The following is a 21,087-nucleotide window of genomic DNA, read 5'->3' as shown; positions in this document are numbered from 1 at the left end:
GCCTGGGCCCCGACGACAGATAAGTCGATGGGGCTGGAGAATGATCGAGGCAGTCGGCCTGACCAAGCGCTACGGCGCGAAGACGGCCGTGCACAACCTTTCCTTCCAGGTGCGGCCCGGTGCGGTCACCGGGTTCCTCGGTCCCAACGGGTCGGGCAAGTCCACCACCATGCGCATGATGCTCGGCCTGGACCGGCCGACGTCCGGGCACGTGACGATCGGCGGCCACGCCTTCCGCAGTCTCCCCAACGCGCCTCGGCAGGTGGGGGCGCTGCTCGACGCCAAAGCCGTGCACGGCGGGCGCAGCGCCCGTAACCACCTGCTCTCGCTCGCGCAGCTGGCCGGCATCCCGGCGGCCCGGGTGGACGAGGTCCTCGGTGTCGTCGGGCTCCAGGACGTGGCGAAGCGGCGCTCCAAGGGCTTCTCCCTCGGCATGGGCCAGCGGCTCGGGATCGCCGCGGCCCTGCTCGGCGACCCGCAGGTGCTTCTCTTCGACGAGCCGGTCAACGGGCTCGACCCGGAGGGCATCCTCTGGGTCCGCAACCTGATGAAGCAGCTGGCGTCGGAGGGGCGCACGGTCTTCGTGTCCAGCCACCTCATGAGCGAGATGGCGCTCACGGCGGACCATCTGATCGTGATCGGCCGCGGCCGGCTGCTCTCGGACATGAGCGTCACCGACTTCATCTCCGCCAACTCCGCCGACTTCGCCCGGGTACGCCTCCCGGCGGACCGGCCCGAGTTCCGGGAGAAGCTGACCGCCTCGCTGACGGAGGCCGGCGGCCAGGTGATGCCCGAACTGGACGGCGCCCTCCGGGTGACCGGGCTCGCCCTGCCCCGCATCAGCGATCTGGCGCACGAGTCCGACGTACGGCTGTGGGAGCTCTCGCCGCACCAGGCCTCCCTGGAGGAGGCGTACATGCGGATGACGCAGGGCGCCGTGGACTACCGCTCGACGGCGGACGCCAAGGCGGGCCTCCAGGCGCCGCCGCCCGGATACGGGCAGCCCGGTTACGGACAGCCGGGGTTCGAGGGCCACGCGCAGCCCGGCTACGCCCCGCCGCCCGAGGTGCCGCAGCAGGGCTGGTACGCCCCGCCGCCGCCAGGACAGAACCCGTACGCCGCGCCGGCCCCGGAACCGGCCGAGCGCAAGACCAGCGAGGACTCCCGATGACGATGCCGGCGACTCCGCCGCCCGCGCAGGCGCCCCAGCCGCCGCAGGCCCCTCAGCCGTCGTACCAGCAGCCGCAGCAGGGCTGGGGCGCTCCGGCCGGCTCCTACGCCTCGCCGATTCCCGTGCGCACGCCCGGGCTGGGCGACGCCATCGCATCCGAGTGGACGAAGATCCGCTCCGTGCGCTCCACGATGTGGACGCTCGGGGTGATGATCGTGCTGCTGGTCGGCATCGGGCTGCTCGTGGCGCTCGTCGTGAGCATGTCCGACGCCCCCATGGGGGACGCCCCCGTCCTGACCCTCGGGTTCTTCGGCGTGCTGCTCGGATCGATCTGTGTGATCACTCTGGGCGTGCTGACCATCGCGTCGGAGTACACCACCGGAATGATCCGCACGACGCTGACCGCGTGCCCGAGCCGCGCGCGGATCCTGATCGCCAAGTCGGTCGTCTTCTTCCTGCTCTCCTTCACGATCACCACCGTGACCACCGGCGTCGTCGGCGTCCTGCAGACGGCCATGCTCGACGGCGCCACGCCCGACACGGGCTTCTGGCTGCGCTCCACCGTGGGGATCGGTCTCTACGTCGCGACGCTCGGGCTGCTCTCGCTCGCCGTCGGCGCGATCGTGCGGCACTCCGCCGGGGCCATCACGATCATGATCGCCGTGGTGCTGCTCCCGCTCGTGCTCGCGATGTTCATGTTCTCCGCGTCGCTGGCCTCCGTGCAGAAGGCGCTCTTCGAGTACTCCATCCCCAACCAGATCGGCGCGATGTACGACGCGACGGTCACCTCGTCAGGACCGACGGGCTGGGAACCGCTCTGGGTGATCCTCGGCGTGACCGCCGTGGCCATGGCCGGCGCCTTCTTCGCGCTGGAACGACGGGACGTCTGACTCAGTAGCGCGGAGCGTTCCTGGACCGCTGCACCCGTGTGGTGCGGCGGTCCTTCGCGTTCCAGCAGGCCTTGTGCCAGTGCCTGCGGTCGTCGACCCCGCCGAATTCGGGCCAGGCGACGAGATGCGGGATCCCCGCCGGGATCTCCTGGTCGCAGCCGGGGCAGCGGTAGCGCTTGCCCGCGGCACTCGCGCCGCTCACCGGGCGCACCGACCACTCCTCGCCCTGCCAGCTCTCCGTGGCCCCTCCCCCGCCGTACCGGCCCGCCGCGTCGGGAGGGTTGCCGGCAGGACTCTCGCCGCCTCGGGGGCGGTTGCGGCGCGGGGACACGGAACACCTCACGGGGTGTGTACGGGCAGTTCGTCCCGTCCAGCGTAGAGCCATCGGCTGTTGACCCGTGTCGGGTGGGGCACCAGAGGACTGATGAGGCGGGTGGGTTAGCGGAAAATCGCAACAACTTCTTCATGGACCGTGCCTTTGGCACGTGTCAGACGTTGTTGCCAATGGGGGATGGCCGCGTCGGCCGCAAGGAGGCAATTGGCGATGCGCGTAGGAACGTTCGTACTGGCAGCCCAGTTTCCGGGTCAGGGGCAGGGTGAGGCCCTGCACCGGGCCGTCCGGTCCGCGGAGGTCGCGGAGGAGTCCGGGCTCGATTCCGTCTGGCTGGCCGAACATCATTTCGTGCCGTACGGGGTGTGCCCGTCCGCGGTGACCCTGGCAGGGCTGCTGCTCGGCCGCACCCGCAGAATCCGCGTGGGCACGGCGGTGAGCGTCCTGCCGACCCAGCACCCCGTCACGCTCGGCGAGCAGGCCGCGCTCCTGCACCTGACCAGCGGCGGGCGCTTCACGCTCGGGGTGGGGCGCGGCGGTCCGTGGGTCGACCTGGAGGTGTTCGGGGGCGGGCTCGAAGCCTACGAGCACGGCTTCCCCGAGTCGCTGGAGCTGTTGCTCGACTGGCTCGGCAAGCCCCGGGTGGCGGGCCGCGGGGAGCGGTACGGCTTCCGCGAGGTGGCCGTGGTGCCCCGGGCGGACGAGCTCCTCGGGGACGGCCCGCCGAGCCCCGAGGTGATCGTCGCGTGCACGTCCCCGAAAAGCGTGAAACTCGCCGCTGGAAAGGGTTTGCCGATGCTCCTCGGGATGCATTGCGGCGACGAGGAGAAGGCCGACATGGTCGCGCTGTGGCGTTCCGCCGCCCGGGAGGCCGGGCAGCCCGCCGAGGTCGTGGAGCGGGTAGCACATGTGTCCGCAGGGGTGGCCCAGATCGCGGACCGGTCCGCGGACGCCGTGGAGACGCTCGTGAAGGCCATGCCGGGCTGGCTGCGCCAAGGGCTCGGCGCCCATGTGACGGTCGACGGCAGGCACCGTGTGATGCGCGATCCCGTCGCGTACACGGAGTTCCTCTGCGGTCTGCATCCGGTGGGTCCGCCGCGTCTCGCCGCAGACCGGCTCGCGGCCACGGCGGAGCGTACGGGCATCACCCGCTTCGCCCTCATGGTGGAGGGCTCGGGCGATCTCGCCGCGACGGAGACGAATGTGCAGCGCCTGGGCGCGGAGGTGCTGCCCCTGCTGGAGTGAGGCGTTCACGCTGGTCGTCCTGGTGGTGCGAACGGTGGTGCGGGAGCTGCCGCCCCGGAGCCAGTTGCACCTCCCGCGGCCCGGAGCGGCAGCAGAAGCGTTCAGCAGTCCCGGAGTTCGGGCGATTGGTTGAGCAGCTGACCCCTCACCGAGGTGAATCGGGCCAGTCGCTCGTCGACCGACGCGTCCAGCGGGAACACCGCGACGCGGTGGCAGTTCTGGAATGCGAGGCGCACCCCGAAGTGCCGCTGGAGCGCGCCGCGTATCGCATCACTCGCGAGCGCGCGCAGCAGCTGACCACGTGCCTGCTCGTCCGGCGGAGGCGTCTGGTTGTCGGCGAACTGTCCGCCGTCGACCTTCAGCTGGGCCACCAGGGAGCTGATCATCTCCCATGCGTAGGGCAGGGAGGTCCGGACGCAGTCGACGAAGTCGGCTTCGTCGACCTCGCCTCGCTCGGCCTGTTCCAACAGCGCCGGTGAGACGTCGAGCGACATGGGTTCTCCTCTCGCGGCCCCGGCAGGTGGCCGGGGCCTTACGGGCAGGGCAGGACGGCGACGCTGCGTACACAGACGGCGACCTCCTGCTTCCACCGTAAGGGCGCAGTCCGGGCCGCACCAGGAGATTGGGAACACAACCGGCCAACGACGAACGGTCGCAAAGAGGGGCAAGCCCGCGTGGCATACGTCAAGAGGTGTACGGGGTGCGTGGGGCAGGAATCGCGTGGACCCGTCGCCGTCGAGTAGCGTTGCCGACCATGCGTCTCGTCATCGCCCGTTGCTCCGTCGACTACGCGGGCCGGCTCACTGCCCACCTGCCCTCCGCCCCCCGTCTGATCCTGGTGAAGGCGGACGGCAGCGTCTCGATCCACGCCGACGACCGGGCGTACAAACCGCTCAACTGGATGTCCCCGCCGTGCACCCTGAAGGAGGGTGCCGACGACAGCGAGGGCATCTGGACCGTGGTCAACAAAGCGGGCGAGAAACTGATCATCACGATGGAGGAGATCCTCCACGACTCGTCCCACGAACTGGGTGTGGACCCGGGGCTGATCAAGGACGGCGTCGAGGCGCATCTCCAGGAGTTGCTGGCCGACCGCATCGAGACGATGGGCGAGGGCTACACCCTGATCCGCCGCGAGTACCCGACCGCGATCGGCCCGGTGGACATCCTGTGCCGGGACGCGGACGGTGCGACGGTGGCCGTGGAGCTGAAGCGGCGGGGTGACATCGACGGCGTGGAGCAGCTGACCCGCTATCTGGAGCTGCTCAACCGCGACCCGCATCTGGCGCCGGTGCGGGGCGTGTTCGCCGCGCAGGAGATCAAGCCGCAGGCCCGGGTGCTGGCGACCGACCGCGGGATCGGCTGCCTGGTGCTGGACTACGACGCGATGCGCGGCATCGAGGACGACAAGCTGCGGCTGTTCTGATCCTGAGTCCGCGCCCCTGATCGCCGTACGGCCCTGTTTCCGGGCCGCACGGCGATTTCCGCGTTCAGGCCACGTCGGGCGACTCGGGGCCGCTCTCCGTCGCCGACGCGGTGACGGTCTCCGCCGGTCCGCTCGCCGAGTTGGAGGAGTCCGGCTCCGTCGTCACGGTCTCCGTCGGGGTCGGTTCCGTGGTCGGCGGGTCGGTCGGCGTCTCGGTCGGGGTCTCTGTGTGGGTGGCGGTGGGACTCGGCGTCTTCGTCGGCTTCTTCGTCGGTGAGGGGCCGCCGGACGTCGGGCGTCCGCTGGGACTGCCGCTCGACGTGGTGCCCGTGCCCGGGCCGGCCGAGGACTCCGAGGCACCGGGCGACGGGGAGCCGCTCGCGGACGGCGTGGCGGACCCCGAAGGGCCCGGGGACTCGGAGGTGCCGGGTGCCGCGCCGTCGTCGGACGACGTGTCGTCGGCAGGCTCGTCCGCGGAGAGGCCGCTCTCGCTGTCGTCCTCGATCGCCGACTGCTCGGTCGTGACGTTCTGCCCTTCCGGCTCCTCGTTCCCGGACGTGGCGCCCAGGGTGACCACCGTGCCGAGGACGGCCGCCAGCAGGGCACCCGCGCCGACCGCGACCACGTTGCGCCGTGCGCCCCGGAGGATGCCCATGGGCCCGCCGGCCTTGCTCGCCGGGACCGGCGCCTGACGGGTGATCAGGGTTGAGGACGTATCGGTCAGCCGCGGGAAGAGGGGCTTGGCCGCCGGTACGCCGCCGGGCGGTGACGCCGACTCGTCGTGACGGGGCGCGGGCACCTCCTCGCCCGCGGGGGTGCTCAGGACCGGCTCGCCGGAGCGGTCGGCGACGAGCGCGAGGGCCCTGCGGCCCGCCACCGCGCCGGGCTTGTCGGCGAGCGCGCCGCGCATGCTGACGGACGTCTCCAGTTCGGCCCTGGCCCGGTCCAGATGACCGGTGCAGAGCGCCAGGACGCCCAGCTCGTGGTGGAAGTAGGCCTCCTCCGCCACCTCACCGGCGATCCGTGCGGCCTCCTGGCCCGCCCTGAGCGCCTTCTCCCAGGCGCCCCACTGCAGGCCGGCCGCGAAGGCGGGAGCCGCGCTGCGGGCCAGCAGCACGGCCGCGCTGGCCTGTCCCGCCTGGTCACCGGGGACCAGGCGGGTCATCGCCGCGAGGAGGGCGTCCGCCTCGGCGACCGCCCGCTCGGGGGTGACGGAGGGATGCCCGGCCCACCAGGCGTAGTGCTGTGCGGCGCTGCGCGCGTGCGCGTCCGCGTCCTCGCCGTATCCGCTCGCCTCCAGCTGGGCCAGGGCGCCCGCGGCCAGCCGGTAACGAGGGCCCGCGGGCGAGAGCAGTCCACTGCGGGACAGCTCGCCCAGCGCGGCGTCGGCGTGGGTGTCGCCCACGAGGGCCGGCAGATGCGCCTGGTGCGGCACCTCGCCTCCGAGAGCCACGGCGAAGCGCAGGGTCTGGCGCGCGGCCTCGCTCAGCCGGGAGGCGAGCAGTGCGGCGGGCGCCGCGCCGTCACCGAGGCTGGGCAGGGGCAGCTCCGCCGGCCGGGCGGTGCCGAAGGGCGTGTCGTCAGGATCGTCGTCGTAGCCGCCGGAGCCGGCCTGGACGGTGCGCAGCTCGTCGCGCTGGCGCAGCAGGGCGCCGGCCTGGACGAAGCGCAGGGGCAGCCCTTGGGACTCGAACCAGAGGTCTCCCGCCCAGTTCGCCTCCTCGTCCGTGAGCGGGCGTTCCACGACCTGTTCCAGGAGCTCGATCGAGGCGCTGCGGCCGAGCCCGGTGAGGAAGACCTCCTCCAGGGCAGAGTCTGCGGAGGGCGCGGGCACGTCGGCGGTCGCCCCGAAGAGGAACGCGCACTCCGGGGTCGCGTCGAGCAGCTCCTGGAGCGGGGCGCCGCCGAGCTCCAGGTCGTCGACGACGACGACGGCGCCGATGCCGTGGACGAGGGCGAGGAGCCCTTCACGGTCGGGGCGGTGCGACGGGGAGTGGTGGACGGCCTCGAAGAGCCCGTACAGCAGGTCCGTGACGGTCCGCTTGTAGCCGGACAGGCGGACGACCCCGTCGGGCGCGAGGTCCGCGCAGTCACCGGCGACGGCGTCGAGCAGTGCTGTGCGGCCGGAGCCGGCCGGGCCCGTGAGGCACACCGAGCGCCCGCGGGCGAGCAGCCGCACGAGGCGCTCACGCTCCTCCTGGCGCTCCAGGAGGGGCAGCTGGGGCGGTGGCGGTCCCGGGGGCACCGGCGGTGCGGCGGCACGCTCGCGGTCGACGCGCTGGGCGGTGGTGTACCGCACGGGCGGCTCGGGGCGCTCCCCCGGCCGACAGGGCTCGATCTCGCTGCCGTCGACCGGATTGACGGTGAGCAGGAAGTCACCCGATATCAGCTGCACCGTGCGGGACTGCTGCGGCGTCTGGTGCCCGAAGTCGGGCGTCAGAGGGTCACGGGACTGCCGTCGGCGGCCTGCGTCGTCACCGGTGCGGTCGTTGCCGTGGCCGTACTCTTCCGGTCCCCGGCTGATCGGGTCCATCGTCAAAGTCCCCCAGACGCGCAGCGCGCGGTTGCCCCTCCGGCCTCGCACGCCCGTCGTCGCTCCCGGTCCGGTGTCCGCCAGTGGGTCCTTGTCGATCGGCAGACGGCCGAACCCTAAACCTTCGCACAGTATCTACGAACCAGTGGGGGGCCGCGCCGCCCACGACGTCACATTCTCGTGAGGATTGTGCGTGTATCGCCCTCGGACGAACGGCCACAGCCCATTTCGGAGGCCTCAGACGCGGGGCAGGGAGTCCGCGGCGATGCCCCCCTCGATGGCCAGGATCCTGTGGAGTCTCGTCGCCACCAGCAGGCGCTGCATCTGCGGAGGCACTCCGCGCAGCACCAGCCTCCGGCCGGCCCGGCCGGCTCTGCGGTGCGCCCCCATGATGACGCCGAGTCCGGTGGCGTCCCAGGAGTCCAGCTCGGTCAGGTTCAGCACGAGGTCGCCGGACCCGTCGTCGACCGCGGAATGCAGAACCGTACGGGCGTCCGCCGCGCTTCGGACATCGAGGCGGCCCCCGACAACCAGCTCGGCGTGGTCGCCCCTGATGTGCATATGCGCTCCCCGGAAGTACTCCGTAGCAAAGGTCGTCTGTCTGGTTTCGCTTTCTGTCTCTGCCACAACTGACTGCCGCAGCGACAGGGAAGTTGCCGTCTGTAAGCGAACCGATACCGAATTCACCCCGAGGGGTGAAGCAGGTCCGGCGGTACGTGTGGATCCGTGCCCGGCGCGGCGCACGGATCCCGGTCCCCCGGGTCTGATTGACGGCACATCAGACAGCCCGGGGGGCCGGTCGTGATCAGTAGGTGTAGAAGCCCTGCCCGCTCTTGCGCCCGATGTCACCTGCGTCGACCATCCGGCGCATCAGCTCGGGAGCGGCGAACTTCTCGTCCTGGGACTCGGTGTAGATGTTGCCCGTGGCGTGCAGGAGGATGTCGACGCCGGTCATGTCCGCCGTGGCGAGCGGCCCCATGGCGTGGCCGAAGCCCAGCTTGCACGCGGTGTCGATGTCCTCGGCGGAGGCGACGCCCGACTCGTACAGCTTGGCGGCCTCGACGACCAGCGCCGAGATCAGCCGGGTGGTCACGAAGCCGGCGACGTCACGGTTGACGACGATGCACGTCTTGCCGACGGACTCCGCGAACTCCTTCGCGGTGGCGAGGGTTTCGTCGCTGGTCTTGTAGCCGCGCACCAGCTCGCACAGCTGCATCATCGGGACGGGCGAGAAGAAGTGCACGCCGACGACCCGCTCCGGGCGCTCCGTCACGGCCGCGATCTTGGTGATCGGGATGGCGGAGGTGTTGGAGGCGAGGACGGCGTCCTCCCGCACGATCCCGTCGAGCGTACGGAAGATCTCGTGCTTGATCTCCAGCTTCTCGAAGACGGCCTCGACGACGACGTCGGCGTCCGCCACCGCGTCCAGGTCGGTGGTCGTGGTGATCCGGCCGAGCGCCGCCTCGGCGTCGGCGGCCTCCAGCTTGCCCTTGGCGACGAACTTGCCGTAGCTGGCCTCGATACCGCCACGCCCGCGGGCCAGCGCCTCGTCGGTGACATCACGCAGCACCACGTCCCAGCCCGCCTGCGCGGAGACCTGCGCGATACCGGACCCCATGAGTCCGGCGCCGATGACGGCGAGCTTCCTGGCCACGTTTCGCACCCCTATGCATTCTCGGTAGTTCGCATGCTCTCCGGCGGAGATTAGTACCCGTGAGGGGCCTTGAGGCCGCGAAGAGATGCGCGTCACGTCTCACATGACGGACATCACACCGGCCCCCGTCACACGGCGGCGCGCCGCGCGTAGTCGGTCACCTTCGCGCCGAGCAGGTCCTCCATGTCGTCGAGCAGGACGAGCGCGTCGCGCGAGACCTCCTCAGGTCCGCGCCCCGCGACCATCTCGTGCCCGATGTACGCCATGAGTGTGCTGTGCACCCAGGAGAGCTGACCGGCCACCAGGACGGGGGTGAGGTCGCTCTGGTCCGCGCCGGCCTCCTCACGCAGCGTCTCCTCCAGGCGGAGCTGGACCTCCTGCTGGATGTGCCAGAGGCGGGCCTTGAGGCCGTCGGCGCCCTCGATGACCCGCATGAAGCGCTCGTAGCCGTGCATGAGGCCGACCGCGGGCGAGACGCCTTCCACCTGGATCCGCAGTTCACGCAGGACGGCGTCGGCCGCGGACTCGCCCTTGTCACGGCCCCGGACGTAACGCGCGAGCCGGTCGACGATGCCGCTGCTCCGGTCGAGGAAGAGATCCTCCTTGGCCGGGAAGTAGTTGTAGACCGTGTTCACCGACACGTCGGCGGCCAGGGCGATCTCGGCGATGGTGACCGCGTCGAAGCCGCGCTCCAGGAAGAGCCCGGTGGCCACGTCCGAGAGCTGCTGCCTCGTCTGACGCTTCTTCCGCTCCCTGAGTCCCTCAGCCATGGCCCCATCCTACGGCTTGACTGGGGCTGCTGGAATTTTGGTGGCATTGCAATTTTCCAGTCGTTCTGTTTTTGTGCTCACTATGCCAATCATCAGCACGTCCGGGCTCGCCCGGACCTTCCGGACCAAGGCGGGACCGGTCCACGCCGTGCGGTCGGTCGACATGGCCGTCATGCCCGGGGAGATCGTCGGCCTCCTGGGGCCCAACGGCGCCGGAAAGACCACCACGCTGCGGATGCTCACCACACTGCTCGCCCCCACCGGCGGCGCGGCCACCGTCGCGGGCTTCGACCTGGCCGGCGATCCGTCGGGCGTGCGCGCGGCGTGCGGATACGTCGCACAGTCCGGCGGGGTCGATCCGCACGTCAGCGTGCGCGAGGAGCTGGTGACCCAGGGGCGGCTGTACCGGCTGGGCAGGGCGGAGGCGATAGGGCGCGCGGCCGAACTCGCCGCGGCACTCGGTCTGTCCGGCCTGCTGGACCGCAGGACCGCCGCGCTCTCCGGCGGGCAGCGCCGCCGCCTCGACATCGCGATGGGCCTCACCCACCGCCCGGCCGTGCTCTTCCTCGACGAGCCGGCCACAGGGCTCGATCCGCAGAGCCGTCAGGACCTGTGGGACCTGGTCCGGGGGCTGCGCGACGACTTCGGCACGACCGTCGTGCTCACCACCCACCACCTCGACGAGGCGGACGCGCTCGCGGACCGGCTCGTCGTCATCGACGGAGGCCTGGTCGTCGCCGAGGGCGCACCGGCCGCGCTCAAGGCCGAGCACGCCGGCTCACCGGACGCCTCGCTCCACGACACCTTCCTCGCGATCACCGGGCGGTCACCGGTCACCGCCGAGGCCGCCCCCGTCGCCGTATAGGACCTATCGATGCTTCTCCACGACACCTCACTGGTCTTCGGCCGGTACGTCCGCCAGACCCTGCGCTCCCGGTTCCAGATCTTCTTCGGGATCCTGATGCCGCTGCTCCACCTGCTCTTCTTCGGCCCGCTCCTGACCGGCCTCCCCCTCGGCTCCCCGGGTGACTCCTGGCAGGTCCTGGTGCCCGGGCTGCTGCTGCAACTGGGCCTCTTCGGTGCCTCGTTCGCGGGTTTCTCGATCATCATCGAGAAGTCGACGGGCGTGGCCGAGCGCATGCGCGTCACCCCCGTCAGCCGCTTCGCCCTCCTGCTCGGCCGGGTGCTGCGAGATGCCCTGCTGTTCATGTTCCAGGCGGTGCTGCTGGTGCTCGCGGCCCTGGTCATGGGGTTGCGGGCACCACTGCCCGGGGTGCTCATAGGCTTCGCGTTCGTCGGGCTGCTCACGGTCTCGCTGGCTTCGCTCTCCTACGCCCTCGCCATGAAGGTGCGTACGCCCCAGGAGTTCGGGCCGGTGATCAACGCGCTCACCATGCCGGCCATGCTGCTCTCCGGGCTGATGCTCCCGATGACGCTCGGCCCCGCCTGGCTCGACGTCCTGTCGCACTTCACGCCGTTCCGCTACCTCGTGGACGCGGTACGGGACGCGTACATCGGGGAGTACGCGACGGCGCACATGCTGTACGGAGTGCTCGTCGCGCTCGGTTTCGCCCTCCTGGCTGTGACGGTCGGCACGCGTGTCTTCCACAGGGCCGGGGCGTGACCTGAGGCCCTTAGGCTGGCTCCATGGTCAATCTGACGCGCATCTACACCCGTACAGGCGACAAGGGCACCACAGCCCTCGGTGACATGAGCCGGACCGCCAAGACCGATCTGCGGATCTCGGCCTACGCCGACGCCAACGAGGCCAACGCCGTCATCGGTACGGCCATCGCGCTCGGGAACCTCCCCGAGGCCGTCGTGAAGGTTCTCGTCCGTGTGCAGAACGACCTGTTCGACGTGGGCGCGGACCTGTCCACACCGGTGGTGGAGGACCCGAAGTACCCGCCGCTGCGCGTGGAACAGTCCTACGTCGACAAGTTGGAGGCGGACTGCGACACCTTCCTGGAGGAGCTGGAGAAGCTCCGGAGCTTCATCCTTCCGGGTGGCACGCCCGGGGCAGCGCTGCTGCATCAGGCCTGCACCGTCGTCCGGCGTGCGGAGCGCTCCACGTGGGCGGCGCTGGAGGTCCACGGGGACGAGATGAACGCCCTGACGGCGACGTACCTCAACCGCCTCTCCGACCTCCTGTTCATCCTCGCCAGGACGGCGAACAAGGAGGTCGGCGACGTACTGTGGGTGCCGGGCGGCGAACGCTGATCAGCGCTGCGCCCCCACCTGGTCCTTGGGCTCCTGCTTGGGGAACACCGTGTAGCCGCCGGCGATGAGCAGGTTGATCCCGATCACCCAGAGCATCTTCTGCTGCCACATCTGCAACGAGCCGGTGTCCCCGTCCCCGCCGACGTACCAGACCGCCGCCTGGAGCAGGGCCATGGCCGTCCCCGCGGCCACGATCCAGCGGGCGGCGGTGCGCCACTCGTGGGCGGCCCGCGCCATCCCGTACTTCGGTGGCTTCACCGGAGGCGGGCCGCCCGCGAAGCGGTGGGCGATCCTCGCGTCGGCCCACTTCACGGTGGAGTGGCCCAGTCCCACCGTGAAGCCGATGTAGACGGCGGCCAGGCCGTGCTTCCAGTCGGGCTCGGCGCCGTTCTTCAGGTCGACGGCCGTCACCACCAGCAGGACGACCTCCAGCAGCGGCTCGCACAGCAGCACCGCCGCGCCCAGCCGGGGCTTCCTCGCGACGTAACGCAGCGCGAGTCCGGCGGCCAGCAGGACCCAGAAGCCGACCTCGCAGAGCACGATCAGTGTGACGATCACGGCACTTCTCCTTCCGTCCCCTCCAGACTCCCTGTCGTGCGGCGCCGGATCGTCGTCAGCAGTGACGAAACGTGACTGCATCCTTCGATGTAGCCGCGTCTCCCTCCCCGTACGGACGTGCCGTGCCGTGGCGCCGTGTTGGATGAGAGCGTGATCTCCCTTGCGCGCCCGCACCGCGACGACGTACTGCTCGCGGTCGCCGGGCTGTCCGGCGGTGTGATCCTGTGGCTGATCGGGGTCCACATCCAGAACGGCCGTCTCTTCGACGCGCCCTGGGTGTCCCTGCTGCCGCTCGTGGTGATGTCGGCCCTCGAACTGCTACGGCGCCGCGCCCCGCTCACCGCTCTGGCGGTCGGCACACTCGCGCTGGTGGCCGACCAGTTCACGGTGGGAAGCATCGCGACCCTGCTGCTGTTCACCGACCTCGTGTACGCGGCGGTGCTGTACGGCTCCCCCTCCGCCTCACGCCGGATCCCGGTGATCACCCTGCTCGTCACGGTCGCCACGACGGTCGGCTTCATCGCCTGGGCCCCGTCGGCGGACGCCGTACTCATCGGGATCGTCGTCGGCATGGTCTCCTTCGGCCCCGCCCTCACCGGCGCCGCCGTGCGCAACCACCGCGACGCCGCCGAGGCCGCCCGGCTGAGGGCGGACCAGACCGCGCTGCTGGCCGAGATGGACCGGGCCCAGGCGGTGACGGCCGAACGGGCGCGCATGGCCCGCGAACTGCACGACATGGTCGCCAACCACCTCTCCGCGATCGCCATCCACTCCACCGCGGCCCTCTCCATCGACGACCCGGGCACCTCCCGTGACGCCCTCGGGGTGATCCGGCAGAACAGCGTCGACGGGCTGGCCGAGATGCGGCGGCTCATCGGGCTGCTGAGGGAGAACGGCGCGGCCGGGCCGCCGAGCGCGGCGCCGACCCTCGCCTCCCTGGACGCGCTCGTGGAGCAGGCCGGCGCGAACTCGGCCTCCAGCGGTCTCACCGTCACCCTGGACGACGCCCGCGAGGGTTCCGGCCCGCTGCCCGCGCCCGTGGAACTGGCGGCGTACCGGATCGTCCAGGAGTCGCTGACGAACGCGCTGAAACATGCGGCGCCAGGCCCGGTGACCGTACGGCTGGCGCGGTCGCGCGAGCTGCTGACCGTGCAGGTGAGCAGCGTGTCCGGGGACCGGCCGGGGCCGCGGGCGCCGGGTTCGGGGGCAGGCCTGGTGGGGATGCGGGAACGGGTCGCCCTGCTGGGCGGGACGTTCCGGGCGGGGCCGCGTCCCCGCGACGACGGTACGGAGATCTGGCTGGTCCGGGCTGAACTGCCCGTCGAGGAAGGGACGTAGAGCACATGACGATCCGGGTTCTGGTCGCGGAGGACCAGGCGGCGGTGCGCGCCGGGCTGGTGCTGATCCTGGGCAGTGCTCCGGACATCGAGGTCGTGGGTGAGGCGGCGGACGGAGAGGCGGCCGTGCGCCTGGCCCGTGAACTCCGGCCGGATCTGGTGCTGATGGACGTACAGATGCCGCGGCTCGACGGGGTGTCGGCGACGCGGCAGGTGGTGACGGAGCGGCTGGCGGACGTGCTGGTGCTGACGACCTTCGACCTGGACGAGTACGTCTTCGGCGCGCTGCGCGCGGGCGCTTCGGGCTTCCTGCTGAAGAACACCGACGCCGGGGACCTGCTCGACGCGGTCCGCACCGTGGCGCGCGGCGAGGGCATGATCGCCCCGGCCGTGACGCGCCGGCTGATCGAGGAGTTCGCCGGAGCGCCGTCCGCGCGCAGGCCGGCGCACGCCCCCGAGGCGCTCGGCACGCTGACGCGCCGGGAGCGCGAGGTGCTGGGCTGCCTGGGCGAGGGGCTGAGCAACGCGGAGATCGCGGACCGGCTCTCGATGGCCGAGGCGACGGTGAAGACGCACGTCAGCAGGCTGCTCGGGAAGCTGGAACTGCGCAGCCGGGTACAAGCAGCGGTGCTCGCGCAGGAGTTGGGCCTCTGATTTCGGCGGGGATCTTTGGTCTGGACCTCTTGACGATTGGTCCAGACCTTCCTAATCTCACCGAACACGCTGCGGTGAGTACGCCATGACAAAGCGGGCTCAGGGCGACGCAGGGTCTGCAGGTTACGGATCATCCCCCTTTGCCGGACCTCACCCGAGGAGCACCGTTGAGCACTGACAACCCCGTACGCCGGTCCCGACTCAGATGGAGAAGTGAAGCCGGCGCAGGCACCAGGTCCAAGGCCGTCGCGGGTCTCACCGCGCTGCTGCTGCCGCTCGCCGCCATGGTCGGCCTGGCCTCCCCCGCCGAGGCCGCCACCTCCGCGACCGCCACGTACGTCAAGAAGTCCGACTGGGGCACCGGCTTCGAGGGCCAGTGGACCGTCAAGAACACCGGCACCACCGCTCTCTCCTCCTGGACGATCGAGTGGGACTTCCCCTCCGGCACCGCGGTCGGCTCCGCCTGGGACGCCTCCGTGACCAGCTCCGGAACCCACTGGACCGCCAAGAACCTCAGCTGGAACGGTTCGGTGGCCCCGGGCGCCAGCATCAGTTTCGGCTTCAACGGCACCGGCTCCGGCTCCCCCAGCGGCTGCAAGCTGAACGGCGCCTCCTGTGACGGCGGCCCCACCGTCCCCGGCGACAGCGCCCCGTCGAAGCCCGGCACCCCCACCGCGAGCAACGTGACGGACACCTCGGCGAAGCTCAGCTGGAGCGCCGCCACGGACGACAAGGGCATCAAGAACTACGACGTCCTGCGTGACGGCGCCAAGGTCGCGACGGTCACCACGACGACGTACACCGACACCGGCCTCACCAAGGGCACCGACTACTCGTACACGGTGCAGGCCCGTGACACCGCCGACCAGACCGGTCCGGTCAGCGCCTCGGTCGCGGTCCGCACCACCGGCACCACCGACCCGGGAACCCCCGGCACCGGCGACAAGGTCAACCTCGGTTACTTCACCGAGTGGGGCGTCTACGGGCGCAACTACCACGTGAAGAACCTCGTGACCTCCGGCTCCGCCGCGAAGATCACGCACATCAACTACGCGTTCGGCAACGTCCAGAACGGCAAGTGCACCATCGGTGACGCCTACGCCGACTACGACAAGGCCTACACCGCCGACCAGTCGGTCGACGGCGTCGCCGACACCTGGGACCAGCCGCTGCGCGGCAACTTCAACCAGCTGCGCAAGCTGAAGGCCAAGTACCCGCACATCAAGGTCATCTGGTCCTTCGGCGGCTGGACCTGGTCCGGCGGCTTCGGTGCCGCGGCGCAGAACCCGGCCGCGTTCGCCCAGTCCTGCTACGACCTCGTGGAGGACCCGCGCTGGGCCGATGTCTTCGACGGCATCGACATCGACTGGGAGTACCCGAACGCCTGCGGTCTCACCTGCGACACCAGCGGCCCGGCCGCGCTGAAGAACCTCTCGTCCGCACTGCGTACGAAGTTCGGTTCCAGCAACCTGGTCACCGCCGCGATCACCGCGGACGGTTCGTCGGGCGGCAAGATCGACGCGGCCGACTACGCGGGTGCCTCCGCGTACTTCGACTGGTACAACGTCATGACGTACGACTTCTTCGGTGCCTGGGAGGCCAAGGGACCGACGGCCCCGCACTCCCCGCTGACCTCGTACAGCGGCGTTCCGCAGGAGGGCTTCAACAGCGCCGCCGCGATCGCCAAGCTGAAGGCCCAGGGCGTCCCGGCGAAGAAGCTGCTGCTCGGCATCGGCTTCTACGGCCGCGGCTGGACCGGAGTCACCCAGGCGGCACCCGGCGGCACGGCGACGGGGGCGGCCCCGGGCACGTACGAGGCGGGCATCGAGGACTACAAGGTCCTGAAGAACAGCTGCCCCGCCACCGGCACGATCGCCGGCACCGCCTACGCCCACTGCGGCACCAACTGGTGGAGCTACGACACCCCGGCGACGATCGCGTCCAAGATGGCCTGGGCGAACACCCAGGGTCTGGGCGGGGCGTTCTTCTGGGAGTTCAGTGGTGACACCGCGAACGGTGAGCTCGTGAGCGCGATGGACAGCGGCCTCAACTAGCCCCGGAGGAAGTACCGCCACCCCCCGGAAAAGCGCCGGGGAGACAGGACCGCCCCCTGTCTCCCCGGTTTTCGCGTTCCGGCCCCCTGAAGAGGTGGCGGGTTCCTATAGGTTCGGTCACGTCCTGCCGAAGGGCGGACGTGACCCGTCGAAGGAGCGCATGTGGCTGTCGTCCACCGCACGACCATGGCACCCACCAAGCTGGAACTGCTCGCCGGATGGCTCCCGGAGCAGACCTGGTACGTGGGTGACGCGAGGGAGCCGGAGCTCGCCGTGGCCGGCGGCTTCCGTCTGGACGATCCGGAGGGGGAAGTCGGGATCGAGATCATGATCGTGGTGGACACCGCCGCGCAGCGGCCGGTCGCGTACCTGGTGCCCATGAGCTACCGGGGCGCTCCCGCGGAGAACGTCCCCGGCACGGCCCTGATCGGTACCTCCGAACACGGCGTGCTCGGGACCCGGTGGATCTACGACGGCGTGCGGGACCCCGTGGCCGTGGATCAACTGCGAGCGCTCCTGCGCGGTGAGGCGGTTGCGCAGCACCGCAGTGAGAGCGACACCGCCGACCCCTCCGTCGCCGTGCACCCGGCCGGGCCCGAGGACGGGGCGGACCTGCGGGTCAACCGGATCCTGCGGCCCGCCGAGACCGCGGAGGACTCGTCCGCGGGCATCGTCGCGGGGTGGACCTGGCCCGACGGAACGTCCGTCCGGGGCGTGGTCGCCACCTCCGCCTCGCGGTAGGCAGCCGCGCGGACGGCAGAGGCCCCCCGGACTTCGTCCGGGGGGCCTCTGTCAGAGACAGCCTCTGTTCACGCCACATTGACCCTCTGGCCGGGAGGCGCCGCCTCCAGCCAGGCGAGGAAACCGGTCAGGGCGTCCTCGCTCATCGCCAGCTCCAGGCGCGTCCCCCGGTGGAGACAGCCGAGCACGACGGAGTCGGACAGGAGCGCGAGCTCCTCCTCGCCCTCGGGCAGCCGGCGCGCGACCACCTCGATGGCGGAGCGCTCCAGGCCACGGCGGGGACGGGGTGAGTACGAGAAGACCCGGAACCAGTCGACGCGGTCACCGCTGTAGCGGGCCACCCCGTACACCCAGCCCTTGCCGGACTGGTCCGGTTCCTCGGACACGTCCCAGCGCAGACTGCAGTCGAAGGTACCGCCCGAACGCTGGATCAGCCGCCTGCGGAGGCCGAAGACGAACAGGCCCACCGCGACCAGTACGACGACCAGGCCGCCCACCCACAAAGCGAGGACCATCTCCACCGACCTCCTCGCATCGTCGAGTAACGGATACCGAACCGAGCCGAAACGCACCGCACCTGCATCGCCTCAGCCGCGACACGGTCTGGATCTCTCCAGCTCGGGCCGCGGCTGAGTCAAAAACTCCTCGTGGGGACGCTCAGTGCGCCGCCACCGCACGCAGTCGCACATCGGCGCGCCGCTCGGCGGCGGCGTCCGTGTCCGACTTCGCGCGCTCCAGCGCACGCTCGGCGCGCTGGACGTCGATCTCGTCGGCAAGCTCGGCGATCTCCGCCAGCAACGAGAGCTTGTTGTCCGCGAACGAGATGAAACCGCCGTGCACAGCGGCGACAACAGTCCCGCCGTCGCTCGTACGGATCGTCACGGGGCCCGATTCCAGCACACCCAGGAGCGGCTGGTGACCGGGCATGACGCCGATGTCGCCGGACGTGGTACGTGCGACAACGAGGGTGGCCTCGCCGGACCAGACACTGCGGTCCGCGGCGACCAGCTCGACATGCAGCTCAGCAGCCAAGGGTGGCTCCTCGGGTCACCACCCGGCGGTCGTGCCGGGTGTCGTTTCAATTCTACGGGGCGTGGTGAGGGGGGCGGGACACACCCACCCCCCTCGGTGAGCCGGTGGCTCAGGAGACGCCGAGCTCCTTGGCCTTCGCCTTGAGGTCGTCGATGCCACCGCACATGAAGAACGCCTGCTCGGGGAAGTGGTCGTACTCCCCGTCACAGATCGCGTTGAACGCGGCGATCGACTCGTCGAGCGGAACGTCCGAACCGTCCAGGCCGGTGAACTGCTTGGCGGCGTGGGTGTTCTGCGACAGGAAGCGCTCGACGCGACGGGCACGGTGGACGACGAGCTTGTCCTCTTCGCCCAGCTCGTCGATACCGAGGATCGCGATGATGTCCTGGAGGTCCTTGTACTTCTGGAGGATCCCCTTGACGCGGCTGGCCGCGTCGTAGTGGTCCTGCGCGATGTAGCGCGGGTCCAGGATGCGGGACGTCGAGTCCAGCGGGTCCACGGCCGGGTAGATGCCCTTCTCGGAGATCGGACGGGAGAGAACCGTCGTCGCGTCGAGGTGGGCGAACGTGGTGGCCGGGGCCGGGTCGGTCAGGTCGTCCGCGGGGACGTAGATCGCCTGCATCGAGGTGATCGAGTGACCACGCGTCGAGGTGATGCGCTCCTGGAGCACACCCATCTCGTCGGCCAGGGTCGGCTGGTAACCCACCGCGGACGGCATGCGGCCGAGCAGCGTGGAGACCTCGGAACCGGCCTGCGTGAAGCGGAAGATGTTGTCGATGAAGAGCAGCACGTCCTGCTTCTGCACATCGCGGAAGTACTCCGCCATGGTCAGGGCGGACAGCGCGACCCGCAGACGGGTGCCCGGCGGCTCGTCCATCTGGCCGAAGACCAGCGCGGTCTTGTCCAGGACGCCCGACTCGGTCATCTCGTCGATGAGGTCGTTGCCCTCACGGGTGCGCTCACCGACGCCGGCGAACACCGACACACCCTCGTGCAGCTTCGCCACACGCATGATCATTTCCTGGATGAGGACCGTCTTGCCGACGCCCGCACCACCGAACAGACCGATCTTGCCGCCCTTGACGTACGGGGTCAGCAGGTCGACGACCTTCAGGCCGGTCTCGAACATCTCGGTCTTCGACTCGAGCTGGTCGAAGGCCGGGGCCTTGCGGTGGATCGGCCAGCGCTCGGTGATCTGCGCCTCGGCCTCCGGCTCGTTCAGGATCTTGCCGAGGGTGTTGAACACCTTGCCCTTGGTGATGTCACCGACGGGGACGGTGATGCCCGCGCCCGTGTCGGTCACCGGGGCCTGGCGGACCAGGCCGTCGGTGGGCTGCATCGAGATCGCGCGGACCAGGCCGTCACCCAGGTGCTGGGCGACTTCCAGGGTCAGCGTCTTACGAGCGCCGGCCTCGGCCGGGTCGTCAACCTCGACGTGGAGGGCGTTGTAGATCTCCGGCATCGCGTCGACGGGGAACTCCACGTCGACGACCGGGCCGATGACCCGGGCGACGCGGCCCGTGGCAGCGGCCGTCTCAACTGTCGTCGTCATTACTTGTCACTCCCCGCGGACGCGTCGGCCAGCGCACCTGCACCGCCGACGATCTCGCTGATTTCCTGGGTGATTTCGGCCTGGCGGGCCGCGTTGGCAAGCCGGGAGAGGCTCTTGATCAGGTCCCCGGCGTTGTCGGTCGCCGACTTCATCGCACGACGGCGGGCGGCGTGCTCGGAAGCGGCGGCCTGCAGCAGTGCGTTGTAGATACGGCTCTCGACATAGCGCGGCAGAAGGGCGTCGAGGACGTCCTCCGCCGACGGCTCGAACTCGAACAGCGGAAGGATCTCGCCCTTCTCGGTGTTCTCCTTCTCGCTCTCGTCGAGCGACAGCGGCAGCATCCGGCCGTCGACCGCGTTCTGCGTCATCATCGACACGAATTCCGTGAAGACGATGTGCAGCTCGTCGACGCCGCCCTCGGCCGTGTCCTTCTGGATGGCCTCGATGAGGGGCTCGGCGATCTTCTTGGCATCCGAGTACTCGGGGCTGTCGGTGAAACCGGTCCACGAATCCGAGACCTTGCGCTCACGGAAGCCGTAGTACGCGACACCCTTGCGGCCGACGATGTACGTGTCGACCTCCTTGCCCTCGGCCGCCAGCCGCTCCCGCAGCCGCTCCGCCGCCTTGATGGCGTTGGAGGAGTAGCCGCCGGCCAGACCGCGGTCGCTCGTGAGGAGCAGGACCGCGGCCCGGGCCGGGGCCTCGGCCTCGGTGGTGAGCGGATGGTTGGTGTTCGAGCCGGTCGCCACCGCGGTCACCGCGCGGGTGAGCTCGGTCGCGTACGGCATCGACGCCGCCACCTTGCGCTGCGCCTTGACGATGCGCGAGGCGGCGATCATCTCCATCGCCTTGGTGATCTTCTTGGTCGCGGTGACGGCTTGGATGCGGCGCTTGTAAACGCGAAGCTGAGCGCCCATCG

Annotated in this window: 22 protein-coding genes; 11 read left to right on the top strand and 11 right to left on the bottom strand. The window is 70.4% G+C overall.

Features of this window, described 5'->3' with window-relative positions:
- The first annotated feature begins 40 nt into the window (after positions 1-40).
- Positions 41-1,171: an ATP-binding cassette domain-containing protein gene (locus ACFYQ6_RS12935; protein WP_388762865.1), complete on the top strand. Its 1,131-nt coding sequence runs from the start codon at positions 41-43 to the stop codon at positions 1,169-1,171.
- Complete coding sequence (locus ACFYQ6_RS12930; protein ID WP_388762863.1) at positions 1,168-2,061, top strand: ABC transporter permease subunit; 894 nt, start codon at positions 1,168-1,170, stop codon at positions 2,059-2,061. The genes ACFYQ6_RS12935 and ACFYQ6_RS12930 overlap by 4 nt, the downstream gene beginning before the upstream one ends.
- Position 2,062: 1 nt before the next feature.
- On the opposite strand, the gene ACFYQ6_RS12925 is transcribed toward ACFYQ6_RS12930, so the two are convergent.
- On the bottom strand, positions 2,063-2,392 hold the full coding sequence (locus ACFYQ6_RS12925) for an ATP/GTP-binding protein (protein WP_361573764.1): 330 nt from the start codon (positions 2,390-2,392) through the stop codon (positions 2,063-2,065).
- Between the two features lie 213 nt (positions 2,393-2,605).
- On the opposite strand from ACFYQ6_RS12925, the gene ACFYQ6_RS12920 reads away from it, so the two are divergent.
- The gene (locus ACFYQ6_RS12920; protein WP_388762861.1) at positions 2,606-3,637 is read left to right on the top strand and encodes an LLM class flavin-dependent oxidoreductase; all 1,032 of its coding nucleotides are present in this window, start codon (positions 2,606-2,608) and stop codon (positions 3,635-3,637) included.
- Positions 3,638-3,738: 101 nt separating this feature from the next.
- Here ACFYQ6_RS12920 and ACFYQ6_RS12915 read toward each other — a convergent pair whose 3' ends face one another.
- Positions 3,739-4,131, bottom strand: coding sequence for an SCO5389 family protein (locus tag ACFYQ6_RS12915; protein ID WP_014154035.1), 393 nt, complete (start codon positions 4,129-4,131; stop codon positions 3,739-3,741).
- A 260-nt stretch (positions 4,132-4,391) separates the two neighbouring features.
- Here ACFYQ6_RS12915 and nucS point away from each other — a divergent pair, with 260 nt between their 5' ends.
- A complete protein-coding gene (nucS, locus tag ACFYQ6_RS12910) occupies positions 4,392-5,063 on the top strand; it encodes an endonuclease NucS (RefSeq protein ID WP_356738346.1) in 672 nt (223 codons plus the stop codon).
- 64 nt (positions 5,064-5,127) lie between these two features.
- Here the strand turns inward: nucS and ACFYQ6_RS12905 are convergent, their stop codons facing one another.
- The 4 genes from ACFYQ6_RS12905 to ACFYQ6_RS12890 form a co-directional block, all read right to left on the bottom strand.
- A complete protein-coding gene (locus ACFYQ6_RS12905) occupies positions 5,128-7,596 on the bottom strand; it encodes an ATP-binding protein (protein WP_361573759.1) in 2,469 nt (822 codons plus the stop codon).
- 237 nt (positions 7,597-7,833) lie between these two features.
- The gene (locus tag ACFYQ6_RS12900) at positions 7,834-8,157 is read right to left on the bottom strand and encodes an STAS domain-containing protein (RefSeq protein ID WP_145803121.1); all 324 of its coding nucleotides are present in this window, start codon (positions 8,155-8,157) and stop codon (positions 7,834-7,836) included.
- Positions 8,158-8,401: 244 nt separating this feature from the next.
- Positions 8,402-9,250: a 3-hydroxyacyl-CoA dehydrogenase family protein gene (locus tag ACFYQ6_RS12895; protein ID WP_361573757.1), complete on the bottom strand. Its 849-nt coding sequence runs from the start codon at positions 9,248-9,250 to the stop codon at positions 8,402-8,404.
- 128 nt (positions 9,251-9,378) lie between these two features.
- A complete protein-coding gene (locus tag ACFYQ6_RS12890; RefSeq protein WP_361573755.1) occupies positions 9,379-10,020 on the bottom strand; it encodes a TetR/AcrR family transcriptional regulator in 642 nt (213 codons plus the stop codon).
- Positions 10,021-10,102: 82 nt separating this feature from the next.
- Here ACFYQ6_RS12890 and ACFYQ6_RS12885 point away from each other — a divergent pair, with 82 nt between their 5' ends.
- The 3 genes from ACFYQ6_RS12885 to ACFYQ6_RS12875 are packed head-to-tail and all read left to right on the top strand — an operon-like array spanning position 10,103 to position 12,240.
- On the top strand, positions 10,103-10,885 hold the full coding sequence (locus tag ACFYQ6_RS12885) for an ABC transporter ATP-binding protein (protein WP_388762857.1): 783 nt from the start codon (positions 10,103-10,105) through the stop codon (positions 10,883-10,885).
- Between the two features lie 9 nt (positions 10,886-10,894).
- Positions 10,895-11,644, top strand: a complete 750-nt coding sequence (locus tag ACFYQ6_RS12880) for an ABC transporter permease (RefSeq protein ID WP_388762855.1) — start codon at positions 10,895-10,897, stop codon at positions 11,642-11,644.
- 23 nt (positions 11,645-11,667) lie between these two features.
- Positions 11,668-12,240 (top strand): cob(I)yrinic acid a,c-diamide adenosyltransferase, encoded by a 573-nt coding sequence (locus ACFYQ6_RS12875; protein ID WP_356738333.1) that lies wholly within the window; start codon positions 11,668-11,670, stop codon positions 12,238-12,240.
- On the opposite strand, the gene ACFYQ6_RS12870 is transcribed toward ACFYQ6_RS12875, so the two are convergent.
- Positions 12,241-12,798: a hypothetical protein gene (locus ACFYQ6_RS12870; protein ID WP_388762853.1), complete on the bottom strand. Its 558-nt coding sequence runs from the start codon at positions 12,796-12,798 to the stop codon at positions 12,241-12,243.
- A gap of 150 nt (positions 12,799-12,948) precedes the next feature.
- On the opposite strand from ACFYQ6_RS12870, the gene ACFYQ6_RS12865 reads away from it, so the two are divergent.
- The 4 genes from ACFYQ6_RS12865 (at position 12,949) to ACFYQ6_RS12850 (ending at position 17,584) form a co-directional block, all read left to right on the top strand.
- The gene (locus ACFYQ6_RS12865) at positions 12,949-14,136 is read left to right on the top strand and encodes a sensor histidine kinase (protein WP_388762851.1); all 1,188 of its coding nucleotides are present in this window, start codon (positions 12,949-12,951) and stop codon (positions 14,134-14,136) included.
- 5 nt (positions 14,137-14,141) lie between these two features.
- Positions 14,142-14,789: a response regulator transcription factor gene (locus ACFYQ6_RS12860; protein ID WP_361573744.1), complete on the top strand. Its 648-nt coding sequence runs from the start codon at positions 14,142-14,144 to the stop codon at positions 14,787-14,789.
- A 167-nt stretch (positions 14,790-14,956) separates the two neighbouring features.
- A complete protein-coding gene (locus tag ACFYQ6_RS12855) occupies positions 14,957-16,843 on the top strand; it encodes a glycoside hydrolase family 18 chitinase (protein ID WP_361573742.1) in 1,887 nt (628 codons plus the stop codon).
- Between the two features lie 162 nt (positions 16,844-17,005).
- Positions 17,006-17,584 (top strand): 1,4-alpha-glucan branching protein, encoded by a 579-nt coding sequence (locus ACFYQ6_RS12850; RefSeq protein WP_361573740.1) that lies wholly within the window; start codon positions 17,006-17,008, stop codon positions 17,582-17,584.
- 68 nt (positions 17,585-17,652) lie between these two features.
- Here ACFYQ6_RS12850 and ACFYQ6_RS12845 read toward each other — a convergent pair whose 3' ends face one another.
- The 4 genes from ACFYQ6_RS12845 to ACFYQ6_RS12830 form a co-directional block, all read right to left on the bottom strand.
- Positions 17,653-18,099 (bottom strand): DUF2550 domain-containing protein, encoded by a 447-nt coding sequence (locus tag ACFYQ6_RS12845; RefSeq protein ID WP_361573738.1) that lies wholly within the window; start codon positions 18,097-18,099, stop codon positions 17,653-17,655.
- 142 nt (positions 18,100-18,241) lie between these two features.
- Positions 18,242-18,616, bottom strand: coding sequence for a F0F1 ATP synthase subunit epsilon (locus ACFYQ6_RS12840; RefSeq protein ID WP_069170672.1), 375 nt, complete (start codon positions 18,614-18,616; stop codon positions 18,242-18,244).
- 109 nt (positions 18,617-18,725) lie between these two features.
- A complete protein-coding gene (atpD, locus tag ACFYQ6_RS12835) occupies positions 18,726-20,168 on the bottom strand; it encodes a F0F1 ATP synthase subunit beta (RefSeq protein WP_356738321.1) in 1,443 nt (480 codons plus the stop codon).
- On the bottom strand, positions 20,168-21,085 hold the full coding sequence (locus ACFYQ6_RS12830; RefSeq protein ID WP_361573735.1) for a F0F1 ATP synthase subunit gamma: 918 nt from the start codon (positions 21,083-21,085) through the stop codon (positions 20,168-20,170). Before ACFYQ6_RS12830 ends, atpD begins: the two co-directional genes overlap by 1 nt.
- Positions 21,086-21,087 lie beyond the last annotated feature (2 nt).

Origin of the sequence: Streptomyces sp. NPDC005494, assembly GCF_042872025.1 — a bacterium.
Lineage (GTDB): Bacteria > Actinomycetota > Actinomycetes > Streptomycetales > Streptomycetaceae > Streptomyces.
This window is presented reverse-complemented; position numbering and strand designations above follow the sequence as displayed.